This is a genomic window from Winogradskyella sp. HaHa_3_26 (genome assembly GCF_019278425.1).
Classification (GTDB): Bacteria; Bacteroidota; Bacteroidia; order Flavobacteriales; family Flavobacteriaceae; genus Winogradskyella; species Winogradskyella undariae.
Genome location: NZ_CP058981.1, coordinates 346,947 through 365,332 on the forward strand (window position 1 = coordinate 346,947; position 18,386 = coordinate 365,332).

9 protein-coding genes are annotated in these 18,386 nt (G+C 31.9%); 8 read left to right on the forward strand and 1 reads right to left on the reverse strand.

Annotation, left to right across the window (positions count from 1 at the left end):
- Positions 1-73: 73 nt before the first annotated feature.
- Entirely contained in the window at positions 74-685 is a 612-nt protein-coding gene (locus H0I32_RS01500) for a hypothetical protein (RefSeq protein WP_173589212.1), read from the reverse strand.
- A gap of 504 nt (positions 686-1,189) precedes the next feature.
- Here H0I32_RS01500 and H0I32_RS01505 point away from each other — a divergent pair.
- The 8 genes from H0I32_RS01505 (at position 1,190) to H0I32_RS01540 (ending at position 18,384) form a co-directional block, all read left to right on the forward strand.
- Positions 1,190-1,642 carry a hypothetical protein gene (locus H0I32_RS01505; protein WP_173589211.1) on the forward strand — a complete coding sequence of 151 codons (453 nt, stop codon included), beginning with the start codon at positions 1,190-1,192 and terminating at the stop codon, positions 1,640-1,642.
- 263 nt (positions 1,643-1,905) lie between these two features.
- Positions 1,906-3,225, forward strand: coding sequence for a hypothetical protein (locus H0I32_RS01510; RefSeq protein ID WP_173589210.1), 1,320 nt, complete (start codon positions 1,906-1,908; stop codon positions 3,223-3,225).
- Between the two features lie 132 nt (positions 3,226-3,357).
- Complete coding sequence (locus H0I32_RS01515) at positions 3,358-4,821, forward strand: gliding motility-associated C-terminal domain-containing protein (protein ID WP_173589209.1); 1,464 nt, start codon at positions 3,358-3,360, stop codon at positions 4,819-4,821.
- A gap of 1 nt (position 4,822) precedes the next feature.
- Positions 4,823-7,603 (forward strand): PorP/SprF family type IX secretion system membrane protein, encoded by a 2,781-nt coding sequence (locus H0I32_RS01520; protein ID WP_218747110.1) that lies wholly within the window; start codon positions 4,823-4,825, stop codon positions 7,601-7,603.
- A 69-nt stretch (positions 7,604-7,672) separates the two neighbouring features.
- A complete protein-coding gene (locus H0I32_RS01525) occupies positions 7,673-15,883 on the forward strand; it encodes a T9SS type B sorting domain-containing protein (protein WP_179312947.1) in 8,211 nt (2,736 codons plus the stop codon).
- Between the two features lie 28 nt (positions 15,884-15,911).
- Positions 15,912-16,895 carry a type IX secretion system membrane protein PorP/SprF gene (locus tag H0I32_RS01530; RefSeq protein WP_173589497.1) on the forward strand — a complete coding sequence of 328 codons (984 nt, stop codon included), beginning with the start codon at positions 15,912-15,914 and terminating at the stop codon, positions 16,893-16,895.
- Positions 16,896-17,106: 211 nt separating this feature from the next.
- Complete coding sequence (locus H0I32_RS01535) at positions 17,107-17,460, forward strand: arsenate reductase family protein (RefSeq protein WP_173589496.1); 354 nt, start codon at positions 17,107-17,109, stop codon at positions 17,458-17,460.
- Between the two features lie 114 nt (positions 17,461-17,574).
- On the forward strand, positions 17,575-18,384 hold the full coding sequence (locus tag H0I32_RS01540) for a DUF1853 family protein (RefSeq protein ID WP_179312946.1): 810 nt from the start codon (positions 17,575-17,577) through the stop codon (positions 18,382-18,384).
- Positions 18,385-18,386: the final 2 nt, after the last annotated feature.

Sequence of the window (18,386 nt, forward strand, 5' to 3'; positions counted from 1 at the left end):
CTCTTAAAAAAAAGCACATAAAAAAACGTCCTAAATAAAAATATTTAGGACGTTCTCATTTTTTATACTAAAACTATAATTTAGCTAAAGTATTATCTGACTCTAGAGTAATATTATGTTCAGCAACTAAGATACCATCTTCAGATTTTAATTTAAGAATACGATTTACATCTCCTTTTTTCATCATGCGCTTCACACATCTTTTAGTTAGTAATGGATCTTCCTCAAACAATAAAGATTCTACTGCATATACAGGTTTAGAAGGCGTTTTAATTAATGGGAAAATTTGTTGCAATTGATTGTATCTTCTATCTCCACCAGGAATAAACGTATATAACGTATACTTACCATTAGCATCTGTTTTAACCCAACTTCTATGAAAAACATAACGATCATCTCCTGTTTTTCGTAAATCGAAATCTCCATTTTCATTAGGCTGCTCTATAAATAAAATAACATCTTTTGCAGGAGTAACACCATCACTTAAATATATAGTCCCTGTTAATTTTAATTTATTTTTTTTAGATCTAAAATCAGGAATGGTATCCGTACTTGTTAACTGATCTTCAGCACGATCATAAATAGGACTATTAAAATCTATATGATGTTCTAATTCTTGTGCAAAAATAGGATTAGCAGCAATAAAAAAACAAAGGATATAAAAAGATTTTAATAAATATTTCATCTTAGGCTATGATTTTGGGTTTAACCAAAATTGATGTTTTTATATCATAATACCCTAAAAATCATTTGAATGCTTATTATTTACGATAAACAGAAAAAAGTAACAAAAATCACCGACAAAAGACACACTATTGATCACTAACACTTTAACTCTATCATGTAAAAAGCTGTTTTCTCATATTAATAAAGATAAACAGAATTTACATAATAATTAATAAGAAGGAGTCATTTTAAAAGAAATATGCTATTCATCTAAAAAGAAGTTTTACAATAAAAAAAAAGTTTATTTTTAACAAAAGCACTCCAATTATATGGTTTATACTCTTTTAAAAACAAAAAGTATTTCATCGATAAAAGATTACGTTTTATCAAGTATTTAAGCCGTTTAACCCCGAAATAGGTATTTCACACATAAGTATGTTTTATTAAAAATCCTTAAATAAAATTGTTTTATATAATAAATTGCATAGATTTGCGATGCTAAGATTAATTTAAAAGCACGAACATGAAAATCAAATCTACTTTTTTTTGCACTCTTTTTCTACTTATTATGAGTGTTAGTTTTGCTCAAAATAACGATAAGTCACAAAGCATTATTAGTGGTAAAGTGAATATCAAAAAATACCACAGTCGTGATGAATTAAAAAAGATGAAAAAGGGAGACTTACTTGTTCTTTATATAGAAAGAATAGAAGTTATTGTAAATATCCTTCCAAATATTGCATTTGCTACAAAACCGGGAGTTACAATGGTAAGTTTAGGTATACCAGAAACAAAAGATAACATAAAAGCTTTAGAAGAAAACATTGAAGCTTCAACCTTATATTTTGAGAGCACAATAGAATTTCAAAAAAAGATATTACCGTATTCTGATACCATAGACTTAATAGCCGCAATTCTATTTTATGAATCGACATTAAAATCATTACATACTTACGAAGATTTTAAAAAGGAATAAGTTTTTTTTTTAAAATTGTAAAATATATTTTTATTAAACCTTGACTAAAAGTCAAGGTTTTTTTTATGATTAAATTTTTATTGTTAAAATTTTATTTTACTATCATTTAAAACGATTAATCGCCTTTTATTGTAGTATTAAGATTACAGGCCACATAATAAAGTGCATTTTGTCGATATTATTTGTGTTTCGTAGATAAAGTTCATATATTTGAATAGAAATGTTTAAAAAGCTATAAAATCTAAACATAAATTTCGCCTATTATGAAAAAAATTACTTTTACTACACTCGTATTTTTAGTTGTGTTCAGTAATTTATTTGCTCAACAAGAGAAAGGAATTACAGGATATAATAATTGGTTGGATTCTTGGACAGACTTCCAACCTAACAAAGCCAACTATGAAGAACCGACCCAAATTCTTTCTGGCAATATTTCTGAAAACATCACATTAACAAAAAGAAACACTTACCTTCTTTTAGGAGATGTTTTTGTAACTGACAGCACAACTTTAACAATTGAACCTGGCACAGTTATATTAGGAGACTTTACAAGTAAAGGATCTTTAACTATAACTAATGGTTCTATGATTGTTGCAGAAGGAACAACAACCGATCCAATTGTATTTACATCTAATAAAGCAGATAAAAAACCAGGTGACTGGGGAGGCTTATTTATACTAGGAGATGCTCCTATAAATGTTTTTGGAAAAGTAACGTCTCTAAACTACGGACTAAAACCTACAGCAACCGAAAATATTATTTTTGGTGGTGATAATATACAGAGCAACTCAGGTTCTCTTAAATATGTTAGAATTGAATATGCAGGAAAAAGAACAAAGGAATTTGGAAACTTTAGTGCATTAACTTTAGCAGGTGTTGGATCAAACACAGAAATAAACAATGTAATGGTAAGCTATTGTAAAGGAAGTTCATTTAATGTTTTAGGTGGTGAAGTTAATTTATCAAGAACTGTTTCTTATAGATCTAATAAAAACGATTATAACTTTAATCTTGGTACGCAGAGCAATATAATAAATTCCTTAGCCATAAGATCTCCTTATATTTCAAGTGCTGATGGTTCTCGTTGTATTTCAATTAGTTCATATGATATTAAAGAAAATGCAGATAGTTCTAAAAAAGAAACATTTGTAAATGCTACAAACCTTACTTTGGTTAATGTAAGTAACAATCTAAAATCAGATATGCAAATTGGTTTAGTACAAGAAGCTATTCTTATTGGACCAGACACATCGTTTCATATTAATAAAAGTGTTATCTCTGGTTTTCAGCCAGCAGTAATTTTAGATAGCAAAATTGCTATAAACAATACCAATCTAGCGAAAATAAAATTTACTAGTTCTTATTTTAATAACTGTAAAGGAAATATTTTTAGAAAAGGATATACTAATAATGATGACTTAGAAAGCTGGTACGGTAGTAGAGCTTTTGATAATGTTTATTCTAAAGGACCAGATGATGAAACCTTCATTGATTCTGAGAATAGTAGATATCCTGATTATAGATTACGAATAAATAAAATTATAGCTTCAAATGATTTATATGATGATTATAACGAAGACTAAAACAGATACAAAATATCAATAAAACCAAACATTAATTCATAGTGTATTTAGATGGTTTCTAAATACACTATGACACTGATAAAACCCCAAACTAGCTTATAGATTAGAAATTAAATTACAAATACTACTTCAATGCTTAAACCTAACCACCTCAATAGATTCTTATTTGGATTTTGCTTCTTTACCTTTTTCATGGTAAAACATGCTAATGCTCAAATAGTCATCGGGACTCCAAACTTAGGTTTTACTCAAGCTTGTGCTAGTGATTCTTTTAACACATATTATGCAACTTTTATTTTTAGCCCTGAATCTTCATTAAGTGCTTCAAATCAATTTAGTATTGAAATGTCTGATGTAGATGGTGAATTTTTAAGTCCTACTATTATACATACCACTGCTCCTGGAGAAATAACAAGCTCTCCTGCAACAATTGCCTTCTCGTTACCAGAAACAACAGCAGGAGAAAATTATCGTATAAAAATTAAATCTAGTGGCCCTATTGCTTCAAGTTCTAGATCAGTACCTTTTGCTGCTTATTATAAAATTCAAGATTCACCTTTCACAATTAATAATCTAGTTTCTACAGGTGCTTTTTGTGCAGGTGGTAGTTATTTATTAACAATAGATAATCCTGGAAATAACACAAACGACTCTCCGCTACAATATCCTAGTCTTACCTTTAAGTGGTATAGAGAAACAAGCCCTACAACATCTACTTTTGTTGCTGATGGACCTACTTTAACTGTAAATAATGAAGGAACTTATTTTGTAAGAACAAATTACGGAAGCTGTACTTCAGATTCTTTTTCTAATCGTGTAACAATTACTCAAGCAGCATCTGGTGAAGCTTCTGCAACTATTGTTTCAAGCCTAGGAAATCCTTTTTGTCCAGAACAAGGTTTTACAACCTTAAACACCATCGGAGGAGTAAGCCATCAGTGGTATAAAGATGGAAATATTATTCCTGACGCTACAGAACAAATGTATCAAACTAATGAATCTGGTGTTTATTCTGTTCAAGTAGATTTAGGAGAGTGTTTAGCTTCTGGTTCAATTGATTTAGTTAGTGAATTATTTGATAGTACAATTGATGTACCAGAATTTAATGAAATGTTAGCTGAAGAAACTTTAACGGTAACGGTAACCTCAACAGCAATTACCCCTGAATATGAATGGTATTTAAATGAAAATATTATTCCTAGTGCAACAAATGCAATTTTTGAAGCAACTGAATTTGGAGAATACAAAGTTGTTATTACCGAAACTACAGGATGTAATGCTTCAATTGAATATTTATTTACAATTGAAGAGGAATTAGATTTATTTCCTGAAGTTGAAAAAATACCAAACCTCATCAGCCCAAATGGAGATACTATAAATGACACTTGGATTATACCATCTGATTACGTGAGTGGTACAAATACAGAAGTTCTTATAATGACCACTCAAGGTAAAATTGTTTTAAAAACAAATAACTATCAAAACAACTGGCCAGAAAACGATTTAAACTTAACAAGCATCAGTCAAGTATATTATTACGTGATAACAACAGAAGATAATAACACAAAAAAAGGCTCAATAACGGTAGTAAAATAGCATGAAAACATTTGTCTTACTTCTTATATTATGTGTCTGTTCTACACAAAAATTCTATTCTCAAGAAGATGATGGGGTGGTTTCACTTGACATGCCAACACGTAATTCTCTAACTTTTAATCGTTACACCTTAAACCCTACTTTTAGCTTTGTAAGAGAACAAAACAAATACATCAGTTTTTACAATAAAAGAGAATGGGTACAGTTCGAAAATGCACCACTCACTTATTTAGCAAGTTATTCAGGACGTTTTGGAGAGAATATTGGAGCTGGTTTAGGTCTTTTTCAGCAAAACTATGGGGTTTTAACAACCTTTGGAGGAATTCTTAATTTTGCTTACAATGCACAATTAGGTCGTGATAATAACTTAACATTCGGTATTAATATCGGTGCTTATAAAAGTGGGGTTAACACTTCTAATGTGATTACTAATTTTGAGGATCCTTCCTTACAAAACATCCCAGATAATTTTTTATTAACAGTAAACCCAGGAATTAATTATGGTACAGAATTTTTAGATTTTGGACTATCAATTAACAACTTAGCATTATATAATGTTAATTCTTCAACTCTAATTGAAGACAATCCTAAGCAAAGTCTTCAAGCTCACTTCATGTACACAGGTTACATGAGAAATAGAGGATTTTTTGACGATAGTAAATTTACAACCTTACTAAGGTCTGATTTTCAAAAAGAAGAAACCATTATTTCAGCTGTAACAATGATAACTATACCTAAAGGAATTTGGGCTCAAGTAGGCTATAATACACTTTATGGAGCTTCTGGAGGTTTAGGACTTAACCTTACAACACAAATAGCTATAGAATACAATTACGAAACTGCTTTTGGTGACTTAAGCAATTTTGGTCCTTCACACGAAATTACTTTAGCGTATCGCTTTAAAAACAAGAACTACTATGATTATAGTCGTGAAGATGAAATAAGTGGTATTCTTTCAAATGAAAATAAGAGACGTCGTGTTACTAAAACTTCAAAATCAAAAGTAGCTAGTCGTACTTCTACAAGCACAACTCAAGCAAAAATAGAAGCTGATAAACAAAAAGCATTAGTTGCTGAACAAAAAGCTAAAGCAGAGTCTGAAAAACAAGCGGCATTAATAGCAGAACAGAATGCTAAAGCAAAAATTGAAGCAGATGAACAAGCTGAAATATCAGCAGCTCAACAAGTAGCAGCAGGAAAAGCAAAACAATTAGAAGAACAAAAAGCTGCAGAATTAGCTAATGCAAAAGCAGAAACTGATAAGATTGAAGCAGATAGAATAGCAAAAGAAAGAGCTGAAACAAGAGCACGATTGCTAGCCGAACAAAAAGCGAAACAAGAAGCAGATGCAAAAGCTAAACTAGCTGCTGAACAAAAAGCACAACAAGAAGCAGATGCAAAAGCCAAACTGGTTGCTGAACAAAAAGCACAACAAGAAGCAGATGCAAAAGCTAAACTAGTTGCCGAACAAAAAGCACAACAAGAAGCAGATGCACAAGCTAAACTAGTTGCCGAACAAAAAGCACAGCAAGAAGCAGATGCAAAAGCTAAACTAGTTGCTGAACAAAAAGCACAGCAAGAAGCAGATGCAAAAGCTAAACTAGTTGCTGAACAAAAAGCACAACAAGAAGCAGATGCACAAGCCAAACTTGTTGCTGAACAAAAAGCACAGCAAGAAGCAGATGCAAAAGCTAAACTTGTTGCCGAACAAAAAGCACAACAAGAAGTAGATGCACAAGCCAAACTTGTTGCTGAACAAAAAGCACAGCAAGAAGCAGATGCAAAAGCTAAACTTGTTGCCGAACAAAAAGCACAACAAGAAGTAGATGCACAAGCCAAACTTGTTGCTGAACAAAAAGCACAGCAAGAAGCGGATGCTCTGGCTAAAGAAGAAGAAATCTCTAACCCAACAGATCAACTAGGGATATCAATGCAAGAAATCACAAAATCAGCTGAAGATTCTAAATCTGTTCAGAATGATTTATTAGAACAATTCAACTCAATTATAGCAATTAAAGATCAAGATCTTAAAGATTTAAAAGAGGAAAATGATCTAAGTGATAAAGGGATCATCACACAACCTAAACCTTTTAAAAGTGTTACTGACGAAAACAATACTCTTAATGCAATTAGATCAGATTTAGATAATGTAATTAAATCACGCAGTGATAAAATAAATGAGTTAACTAAAGTCTATGAAGAAAGAGCTGAAAATAGTGTTTTTGAAATGGACGAAGTCAATCTATTCTACAAAAAAGAAATTAAAAGACTAAAAGCAGAACAGTCTACAGCTAACGATCTAAAATCAAAATTAGATCTAAAATTAGAAGACATTAAGATAGCTACTGAGTTTGAAAAAAGAAGACGAATTAAACGTGCTGCTTTTAATAGCGAAGCAGACAGATATAGCCAAGACAGAGATATGTTAGCTAATATTATAAAAAACACACCTATAAGCGAAACACCTTTAAAAGCAGAAGATTTTGATTTTGGTGAAGTTCAAGAAAACAGTATTAAAATCTTAAAGAATATTAAGAATATTGAAAGCGGCTATTACCTCATTATTGCAGTTCATAGTGATGCGAATAGTAGAAATAAATTTATAACAGATGTTGTCGCTTCAGGAAGAACTGATATTGATTTTTTCAATGATGTAAACACCAGTAAGTATTATATATTCTATGAAAAATTTGATGATATAAGAAGCGCTAATAATGCATTATCATCTAAAGAAGATAGACCATACAATAACAAAATGTCAATAGTTAAAATTGAAAATTAATAAGAATTAAGCAAACTTTCATTTTATGCTTTGCCCCAAGTTATAAAATGAAAACAAAAACAAACAGCCATGAAAAAACCTACTTTTTCTAAAATTGCCTTAATTATTCTTGTACTCATCTTGGGACAGCAAGCATATGCCCAAAACTACGAACCTTTCATGCCAAGGTTTAATGATGATTTAAAAGGAGATATTATCCTTATCGGAAACAATATTCTTGGACCAGATAATAATGCGTTCAATAGTAATTGGCAATTTAATCACCAAGTCAATATGTCTTATATTGATATTGATGGCGATAGTTCTACATTTAGTTCTTCGAGTGCCGATTTAGATATAGATAATCCTAATTGTTATAAAATTATCTATGCAGGACTCTATTGGGGAGCTGTAAATCCAGGTGACGAACCTATTACAGATGTAAAATTAAAAGGTCCTATAGGAGGTTATAATGATATAGAAGGAACTGTAATTTACGAAGCAGGAACAAACACAGTAGATGGTGGGGATAGTTTTTCTTATGCTTGTTTTGCTGATGTAACTTCAATTGTTACAAGTTTTGGATCTGGTGTAGATTTAGGTACTTATACTGTTGCAAATGTCTCTTCTGCCGAAGGTAGAACAGCTGCATACACCCCATATAATGGTACAGGTCAATCTGCAGGTTGGTCTTTATTTGTAGTTTATGAAGATCCTACTCTACCAGGAAAATCAATTACAAGTTTTGATGGTTTTAGTGCCATTAGTGTTGCTGGTGGAAATTCAAACTTAGACATCCCTGTTGATGGGTTTAGAACAGTTCCTGCACCAGCTCCTGTTAGAGCGAATTTTGCTTTTGCAACTTTAGAAGGTGATAGCCCAATTTCTGGTGACCGATTAAAATTAAACGGCGTTAGTTTATCTACAACAGATCGTTCTGCTGATAATTTTTTCAACAGTTCAGTTACACAATTAGATGCTACACCTGTTAATGATAGGGTTCCAAACAGCACTAATACTTTAGGGTTTGATACTGGTGTTATTGCAATACCTAATCCAGGAAATTCAGTAATTGCTAATGACGCTACATCAGGAACCATTAGATTAGAGACTAGTGGAGACACCTACTTTCCTTATTTCTTTGCCTTTGCCGTAGAAATTATAGAACCGCATATTGTACTTACAAAAATTGTAGAAGATGATGCAGGTAATGATATCGGTGATGACTATGTTGGCTTAGGAACTTCTTTAAATTATGTTATTGGTTTTCAAAACACAGGAAATGATAATGCAACTAATTTTCAAGTTAGAGATATACTTCCTGTAAATATTATATTTAACTATCCAGATGATTTGGTTTTACCAACAGGGGTTTCCGTTGTTAGTTATGATCCTGATACACGTGAAATTATTTTTGCTATTGACGACAGTATAGTTGAAGAAAATGATCCTGTTTATGAAATTAGAATAGAAGTGCAAGTTGTAGAATCTTGTAATTTATTAGTTGATGCTTGTTCTAACATTATTAGTAACCAAGCTTTTGCGAGTTACAATGGTTTTTATAATCCTAATTTTCATATTACAGATGACCCTAGTTTAAGTGCCAACGTTGGCTGTTTAATATCTCCCCAAGCAACTAACTTTTTAGCAGATTTAAATTGTACTTTTTCTGAAGAAATTATACTTTGTGGTGATAGTGTAGAACTTACTGCTGCAGACGGATACGATTCTTATGCTTGGTCAACAAGTTCTACAGGAACGCCCGTTATAGGAAATACGCAAACAATTACAGTTACAGAAACAGAAACGTATTATTCTTTTAATACCGCTGTTGCACCATGTCAATCAATTATTCAAGAATTTGATGTTCAACTTTTTGGAGGAAACACAACAAATCCAGTAACTCCTTATGCAGATGAAGTTGTAATCTGTCCTAATGACGGAAAAGAATTACCAAACATTTTTTTATGTGGAGATAACGATTCAAGATTAATTGAAACAAACATTTCTAGCTCTATTTCTGTTATTTGGGAAAAACTAGATGAAACTAGTTGTTCTGCAGTTACAGATTCTGATTGTGCAAATGAAGATACATCTTGTACTTGGAATGAAGTTTCAAATGGTTCTAACTATTTAGCAGATACTGCAGGTCAATACCGTTTAACCATAAACTATCCAGGTGGGTGTTTTAATCAATTTTATTTCAATGTTTATGAAAACATCTTAAATGCTACTATTAATGCTATAGACATTATTTGTGATACACCAGGAAGCATTACTGTTAACGGCGTACCTTCTGGATATGAATATAGCTTAGATGGTATAACTTACCAAAACAGTAATGTATTTGAAGTTACAACACCTGGTTTCTACACTGCTTATATTAGACAAATTAATATTACAACAAACCCTTGTGTTTTTACAGTTCCTGATGTACAAATTAGAGATCGTGATTTCTCAGGATCAGCTATTATTACACAACCATTTTGTCATGGTGATAAGGGTAGTATTCATTTAGCTGCTAATGATTCTGATCCTCAATATACATTCACCCTTTCTCAAGGAGGAACACAAATTAATAGTGTTGGACCTATTGTTGAAAATAACTATACTTTCCAAAATCTAAATCCAGGAACTTACACTGCTACAATAACTTCTGAAAACGGATGTTCTTACTCTGAAGACATTACTATTGTAGATCCTCCTTTATTAACAGCGACTGTAGCATTAACAAGTCCATTAAATTGTACCGAAGGAGAAATAACAGTGTATCCTGTAGGTGGAACAGCACCTTATTTTTACTTTGTAAATGGTTCTACTGACTTTCAAACATTTCCAGAAATCGGAGTAACTACTGGTGGTACTTATAATATTACAGTTACAGATTCTAACAACTGTACTACTGATGTTTCAATTACGGTTGAGGCTATTGAAGGACCTGAGTTTACTATAAGCACCATAGATATTACATGTGTAGATTCTAGTAATGCAGGAATACTTACTATTAATGTTTCAAACTCTAATGGAAATAGTATAATGTATAGTATCGATGGAGGTCTTACTTATGTTAGTTCTAATGTGTTTTATGGTTTAACAGCTGGAGATTATGACGTTCAGTTACAATATACTTTAGGATCTGAGATTTGTGAAACAGACCCTCAAACTACAACTATAAATTCAGCGTCTACAATAGTAGGAACAGTTGAATTAACAACACCTTTAACATGTACATCTGAAGGAGTAATTACAGTTACAAACGCTACGGGAGGAGTTGCCCCATACTACTATAGTATTGATGGTATTAACTTTCAACCTAGTACAGTATTCGATAATTTAACTCAAGGAAATTATACTATTCTTATTCTAGATTCTACTGGTTGTAGTACTGCTACAGAAGAAATTACAATTGAAGCTCTTAACCCTCCAACAGATTTAGAATTTGACAACATATCAGTTACGTGTCCTACAAATACTACAACGGTAACAATAACTAATACAACAGGTGGAACAGGGACTTTAGAATATCAAATAACTGCCCCAGCATCAGCAGCGACCTCATATCAAACCTCAACATCATTTCCAGGATTAGAACCAGGAACTTATACATTCCAAGTTAAAGATGAAAATGATTGTACGTATAGTGAATCTTATACTGTAGATCCTATTACTGCACCAACTGTGGCCATTGTTTTAGCTGAAAGTTTAGATTGTTCTGCAACACCAGATGCTATAATTACAGGAACAATTACAGGTCTTAGTCCATATACATATTCTGTTTCTATTGATGGAGCTGCATATACAAGTATTGGAGCTACAGGAACACCTTTTAATTATACAACTGTTAATGCAGGAACGTATCAATTTGAAATCACAGATGCTAATGGCTGTACTGCTGAATCAAATATTGTAACTGTAAACCCATTATCACTGCCTGCTTTTGATGTCGTGGCACAAGTACAACCTATTTTATGTAATGGAGATACAAATGGTTCAATAAATGTTGAAATAGATACGGATACAGGTACTCCTCCTTTTCAAACTAATGTTTATAATGATACCACAGGTACTGATTACGGAACACAAACTTCTAGCTTACCTGCCGGAACATATACAATAACAGTTACAGATGCTAAATTATGTACTGATACTGAAACTGTAGTTATTGACCAACCAGACCCTATTAATGTAACATACGAAGCTGTAGATATTACATGTACATCTACAGGAGTTTCTCAAGGTTCTGTTATAATAGATGGTGTAACTGGAGGTATTCCTCCATATAACTATTTTGTTACAGGAACTAATGGTTATTCTAATTCAGAACTTAATAATTTAGGAACTACATCTGTAAACTTCGATGTTGTTGACTTTGGCTTATACCAAATTAACGTTGTTGACGCTAATGGTTGTTCCGTATTAATTCAAGATGTATTAGTTGCATCACCTCCAACAGATTTAGATATTGATGTTATAGCGACAGTAGACTGTACTACAGGAGGAGAAGTTGTAGTAAGTATAGGATCCACTTTAGCTAGTGCAGGACCTTTCTTTTTTAGTATTTATGAAGGTCCTGGTTTTGATTACCCTACAGGAACTTGGTTAGCTGAAGATACTGCAGGAAGTCAATCTGCAACTTTCACAGGGCTTATACCTGGTGTTTTATACACGTTTATTGTTTATGATCAGGCTACAAACTGTAGTTATTATGAACCTTCAATAGTGCCAATTCCAACAAATTCAACATTAACAGCAACAGCTGTCAGTGCTAATAACATTACTTGTACAGGTAGTGCCGATGGAACAGCTTCTTTTACAGTAAACAGTGTTTATAGTTCTACAGTAAATGTAGATTATGAAATCTTCGATTCTTTAAGTTTAAACACTACGGGAATCACTGGATCTGGAACTATTGCTGCAAATGGTTCATTAAACGTTACTGACTTAGGTCCATTACCATATGGAAACTATTTCGTTTCTATTAGAGAAACTTCTGGTCCTAACGCAGGTTGTGGAATTGTAACAGTACCATTTAATATTACAGAGTCTGCTTTTCTTTTAGAATTAGAAGTATCAATTGATCAGGATGCTAATTGTGCACCTAATTCAGGAGTTATAAGCGCAATTGGTTCTAACGGAACTCCACCTTATCAATACCAAATAACAACATCAGCTACTGCTCCACCAGTTTCAGATACTAATTGGGCTTCTACAAGTATATTTAATATGGATGCAGGTAGTTATTATGTACATGTTACAGATGCCTATGGCTGTGTCGTTACTAGTGATGTTGATTTAACTATGGTTTCTAGTCCTGAAATTTCAGCAAATGTAACAAATCAATGTACTGCTATTGAAGGAGAATATGAAATAGGTGTCTCTTTAATAGACTTAGGAGTACCTCCTTATTCTGTAAGTATTAATGGTGGTGCTTTTCAATCACAATCATTTCCTTTTATAATTACAAACTTAAATTCAGGAACACATACTGTAACTATCAATGATTTTAATGGTTGTGGAAATACAGTCTCTTTAGATATCACACCTCCTATTACATTAACACCAGAAGTTACTGTATTGCCAACGTGTAATGATGACGATGGAGAAATCACAATGACTGGAACTGGTGGTTCTGGATTATATACTTATAGTATTGCTCCAAGCTTTGCTTCTATCGCTGTAAATGGAAATATATTTACAGGAGTACCCTCTGGAACTTACACGATAACTATTACTGATACCGTTACAGGATGTACTGAAGAGGTTTCAGTTGCAGTAGCTGCCGCAGTGCTTCCTACTTTTACTTTAACACCTACAAGCGTAACTTGTTTTGGAGATAACTCAGGATCATTTGAATTAAATGTTGCTAATTATTCTGGTGCTTATACTTATGAAGTATTTGACACTGCCGGAGCTTCAGTTACTGGAGTCGTAAATGCTAATACTTCTACAAACCCTGAAATTGTATCAGGTATGGAAGCAGGTACGTTTACAGTCGTTATAACAGAAACAGATATTCCTTTTTGTTCTGCAACAAATAATGTAACGATAACATCTCCTTTAAACGCTTTAAGTCTTAATATTTCAGAAACATCTAATGTAACGTGTACTGATAGTGAAGGAACTATTAGTGCAATTGCAACTGGTGGTTGGGGAGATTATGAATACGAATTAACTGGAGCAGCTACTGTTGCTTATTCTTCTAATGGATCATTCACAGGACTTTCAGCAGGAAGCTATACTGTTAATGTGAAAGATGCCGGAGGTTGTATTACTTCAGAAAGCATTACATTAGAAATACCTGATCCTATAACAGCTACATTTACACCTAACACTACACTTTTATCTTGTTTTGCTGATCAAGATGCAAGCATAACAATTACTAATGTTATTGGCGGACAAGGTTCAAATTACACGTATACATTAAACACAGTGTTACCAACACCAAGTGCATCTGGTCCACAAACGTCTAATGTGTTTGAAAACTTAGGCCAAGGAACTTATTTCATAACAATCACAGATGGTTATGATTGTGAGGTAACATCTTTAGATATTGTAATTTCAGAACCAGCACCTATAGAAGCTAGTTTAGTAAGAGCAACAACGCAAACCTGTTTAACAGAATCGACTTTAACATTAAGTGCTACGGGAGGAACAGGATTATATTCATATAGTGAAAATGATACTTTCTCTCCAATTATTGGAACATTTACAACATCTACAACCTTCTCAGTTCCTGATGGAACATATTCTTACTTTGTAAGAGATGCTAATGGTTGTGTGACTAATGTATCAAATGAAATCACAGTTGATCCACTACTTCCTTTAGAGGTGACTTTAGAAGCTTCAAATTTAATCATCAATTGTTCTGGTGATAATAATGGATCTATATTAGCTAATGCTACAGGTGGATTAGGAAACTATGTATATATTTTACAAGACAATTTAGGTAATGTTGTTGCCGCACCTCAAACGAGTCCTGGATTCTTTACTGAGCTTTTTGCAGGTGACTATGTTGTTCTTGTAGAAAGTGGTGATTGTGCTACAACATCTACACCTATCAGTATTACAGAACCAGATAATCCTGTTAGTGCGACTCTTAATATTAACAATGTAAGTTGTGCAGGAAGTAATAATGGTTCTATTGAAGTTATTGCTACAGGAGGAACAGGTATCATTAAGTATGCTATTTCACCACAATTAAATCAGTTCTTCGATATTAATACTTTCGAAAACTTAGCTCCTGATGATTATACAATCATTGTACAAGATGAATTAGGCTGTTATTTAACATTAGATGTTACTATAACTGAACCGCAACCTGTAATCTTAAGTATTGTTCCAAACTCATTAATCCCAGAAGTTTGTACAGGTGAACTAGAAGGTGAGTTTAGTATTGCTATTTCAGGAGGAACATTACCTTATAGTGTAAGCTTAGATAGTTATGACGGGCCTTATACAACAGGAAACGCTACTCAAACCGAATTTTATTTCAACAATTTAGCTGGGGGAGATCATATTGTATTTGTAAAAGATGCTGAAGAATGTGAGTCTGAATGGAATATCACTTTCCCAGAATCAGTTAGTATTTTACCAGAAGTTGTTATTGAAAATATTTGCGATAACAATACACAAGGTAATATTGTAACGGTTACTGTAGATGCTTCTATTGAAGATCTTACGCTTCTAGAATATTCTTTAAATGGTGGACCATATCAACCTGATAATGTATTTACAAATTTACCAGAAGGTACAGGGTATTACATTGAAGTAATGCATGAAAATTTATGTGTTCAACGTACTGAATTATTCGATATTGATACCGTAGCTCCTGTAACGTTAACATTAGCTGAAGGTGGATTAAATGAATTTATAGCAACTGCAGCTGGTGGTAGAGGTGATTACCAATACACGTTGAATGGAGAAGATGTTGGTTCAGAAAACACTTATATCATTACAGAGTCTGGTTTATATACTGTAACCGTAACAGATAGTAGTGGTTGTTTTGCAACTGCACAAATAGAGTTAGAATTTCAAGATATCTGTATCACAAATTGGTTTACACCAAATGGAGATGGTAATTATGATACTTGGGCACCTGGCTGTACAGAAAACTACCCTGATCTTACCTTCGATATATTTGATCGTTACGGTCGTAAAATAGCAACTTATAGAGTTGGTGAATCATGGGATGGACGTTATGACGGTAAAGAATTACCTTCTGGAGATTATTGGTTTGTTGTTCAAACTAATGACGAAACAAACGATAAAGAATTTGTTGGACATTTTACCTTATACAGATAATAGCACATAATAATAGAAAGATAACATTATGAAAAAAATAGCCCTATATATTCTTTTTTTAGTCTTTGCACAAAGTTATGGTCAAGAGTTAAACCTACCTGTATTTACACAGTATTTAGCTGATAACGATTTTGTAATTTCCCCAACTTATGCAGGAATTGGTGATAATTTAAAAATTAGAGCCAATGGTTTAACCCAATGGGTTGGAATTAAAGATGCACCAGATAATCAATCTATTTATGCTGATTTTAGAATTTCTGAACGTTCTGGATTAGGAATATCTGCATACAATGATAAAAATGGAAACACATATCAAAAAGGTGCGAAGTTTTCTTTTGCTCATCATATTACATTAGATTATAAGTCTAAACAATTCCTTTCTTTCGGGATATCTTATAATATTAATAATTTTAGAATTGCTATAGAAGATTTTAATACCACTTATGATACACCTGTTTTAGATCCATATATTACAGATGACAAAGGTGAATCTAATAATAATTTTGATGCAGGAATTTTATACCGTTGGAAAGCTTATTATTTAAGTTTTAATGCGAATAACATTTTAAATAAGGATATAGATAATTATAATAATATTGAACCTAGCCTACTTTTAAATTATCAAATTTATACTGGTGTGGTTATAAAAAGTAAGAGCAATAGAGACGTAGAATTAGAACCCTCTGTTTTTTACCAAATGTTTAGTAGTGATAAACGTTCTAGTACAGATATCAATTTTAAATATAGAAAATTCAATAGAAAAGGAGATTACTATTTTGTAGGTGGATCTTACCGTTTTCTTAATGATCAATTTATGAAACCTTTAAATGTTGGCCCTATAGCTGGAATAACATTTAATCAATTCTTTTTTGCTTACTCATACCAAGCTACCATTAATGATTTATCTACGTATAACTCCGGAACACATATGGTAACTATAGGTTTAGACTTTTTTCAAGGTGCTAGTAATTGTGCCTGTACAAAAGGAACGAGTCAGAGTTATTACAGATAAGCATTCAGTTTATCATCCATTACTATTAACGTTATTACTTATGGTCTAAAATCATAAATAATAACGTTATTTTTTTATTCATATTCTATAATTCTTAAATCTAATAATAGGCCTCTTTTTTACTCTATAGTAATTACGTTAATACTTATTTCTTTTCAGTTAAAACGAAGGAAGAACAATCTCTATCTTGTTTAATATTAAAATAAAAACTATGGGAGTAATAAGCAGAGATAAAAAGCAAATTAATTGTGTTTATACAAGTGATTCTGATTTCGGAAAACAACTAGAAGGTTATTTAAAGTCGTCTGGAAAAGAAATTTTGATGATTGACATCACCAATACAATGCCAACACCTACACAATGGCAAGAATTAGCAACAGAACTAAATGTGAGTATTCAAGATTTATTGGATTTATCTAAAGTAGAAGAAATTAAAGAAACTTCAAATTTTGATGAAAACGATTATGTTACCATTTTAGAGAAAAATCCTAAAATATTTAAAGGTGCTATAATTATAAATGGTGATCAAACAAAGCATATTACAAATGTAACAGAGATCATTTAATCTTTGATTATTCATTCTACAGAAATTAAAAAAGTTTTCATACTAAAAAAACTAACATTAATAAATTCAGCTATAACAAGAGTTTTGTCTAAATATATTTTAATTTAGTATGCAATGAATAAAAGCACATTATTAAGATATAAAGGTTACGTAAAAACACCTTCACTTTTTAAATCGAAGGATTTAACTCAAGTAGATTTATTAGAATTACCTTTAACTTTTAAATCATTAGATACAGATAGTGATTTTAAAAATCAGAGATTAGGGAAACTCGTAGAAGAATTTGTCTTCTATCAATTAAAACATCAAACCTCTGTAAAATGGATTACAGAAAACATACAGATACAAAAAGAGCAACAAACTATCGGAGAGATTGATGCTCTTTTTTATGTAAAAGAAAAACCTATTCACTTAGAAATCGTTTATAAATTCTATTTATACGATACGCAAGAATCTTATACCAATCCCCTATCCTACTGGATTGGTCCAAATAGAAAAGATGCGCTCTGCTATAAATTAGAAAAACTAAAAAACAAACAATTTCCGCTTCTTTATAAAAATGAAACCAAACATCAATTAGAAGATTACAATATTAATATTGCTGAGGTTTCACAAAAACTCTGTTTTAAAGCGCAGTTATTTTTACCTTATAAAAGAAATGACATTACTATAGATGCAATTAATGAGCAATGTGTATATGGATTCTATATTTCATATAAGGATATCAGCATTTTTGAAGCCTATAAATTTTATATTCCAGAAAAACTAGATTGGCTAATAGATCCGCACGTTAATGTTGAATGGCAAGATTTCAATATAGCTAAAGATATAATTGAAAAACAGATAAAAGAAAATCGTTCTCCTTTAGTTTGGCTTAAAGTGAATAATACTAAATTTGAAAAATGTTTTATTACTTTTTGGTAAAC

What these genes read in the sequence shown, in the direction of transcription:
- H0I32_RS01500 (WP_173589212.1), bottom strand. Translation starts at nt 685, where the DNA reads ATGAAATATTTATTAAAATCTTTTTATATCCTTTGTTTTTTTATTGCT.
- H0I32_RS01505 (WP_173589211.1), top strand. Translation starts at nt 1,190, where the DNA reads ATGAAAATCAAATCTACTTTTTTTTGCACTCTTTTTCTACTTATTATG.
- H0I32_RS01510 (WP_173589210.1), top strand. Translation starts at nt 1,906, where the DNA reads ATGAAAAAAATTACTTTTACTACACTCGTATTTTTAGTTGTGTTCAGT.
- H0I32_RS01515 (WP_173589209.1), top strand. Translation starts at nt 3,358, where the DNA reads ATGCTTAAACCTAACCACCTCAATAGATTCTTATTTGGATTTTGCTTC.
- H0I32_RS01520 (WP_218747110.1), top strand. Translation starts at nt 4,823, where the DNA reads ATGAAAACATTTGTCTTACTTCTTATATTATGTGTCTGTTCTACACAA.
- H0I32_RS01525 (WP_179312947.1), top strand. Translation starts at nt 7,673, where the DNA reads ATGAAAAAACCTACTTTTTCTAAAATTGCCTTAATTATTCTTGTACTC.
- H0I32_RS01530 (WP_173589497.1), top strand. Translation starts at nt 15,912, where the DNA reads ATGAAAAAAATAGCCCTATATATTCTTTTTTTAGTCTTTGCACAAAGT.
- H0I32_RS01535 (WP_173589496.1), top strand. Translation starts at nt 17,107, where the DNA reads ATGGGAGTAATAAGCAGAGATAAAAAGCAAATTAATTGTGTTTATACA.
- H0I32_RS01540 (WP_179312946.1), top strand. Translation starts at nt 17,575, where the DNA reads ATGAATAAAAGCACATTATTAAGATATAAAGGTTACGTAAAAACACCT.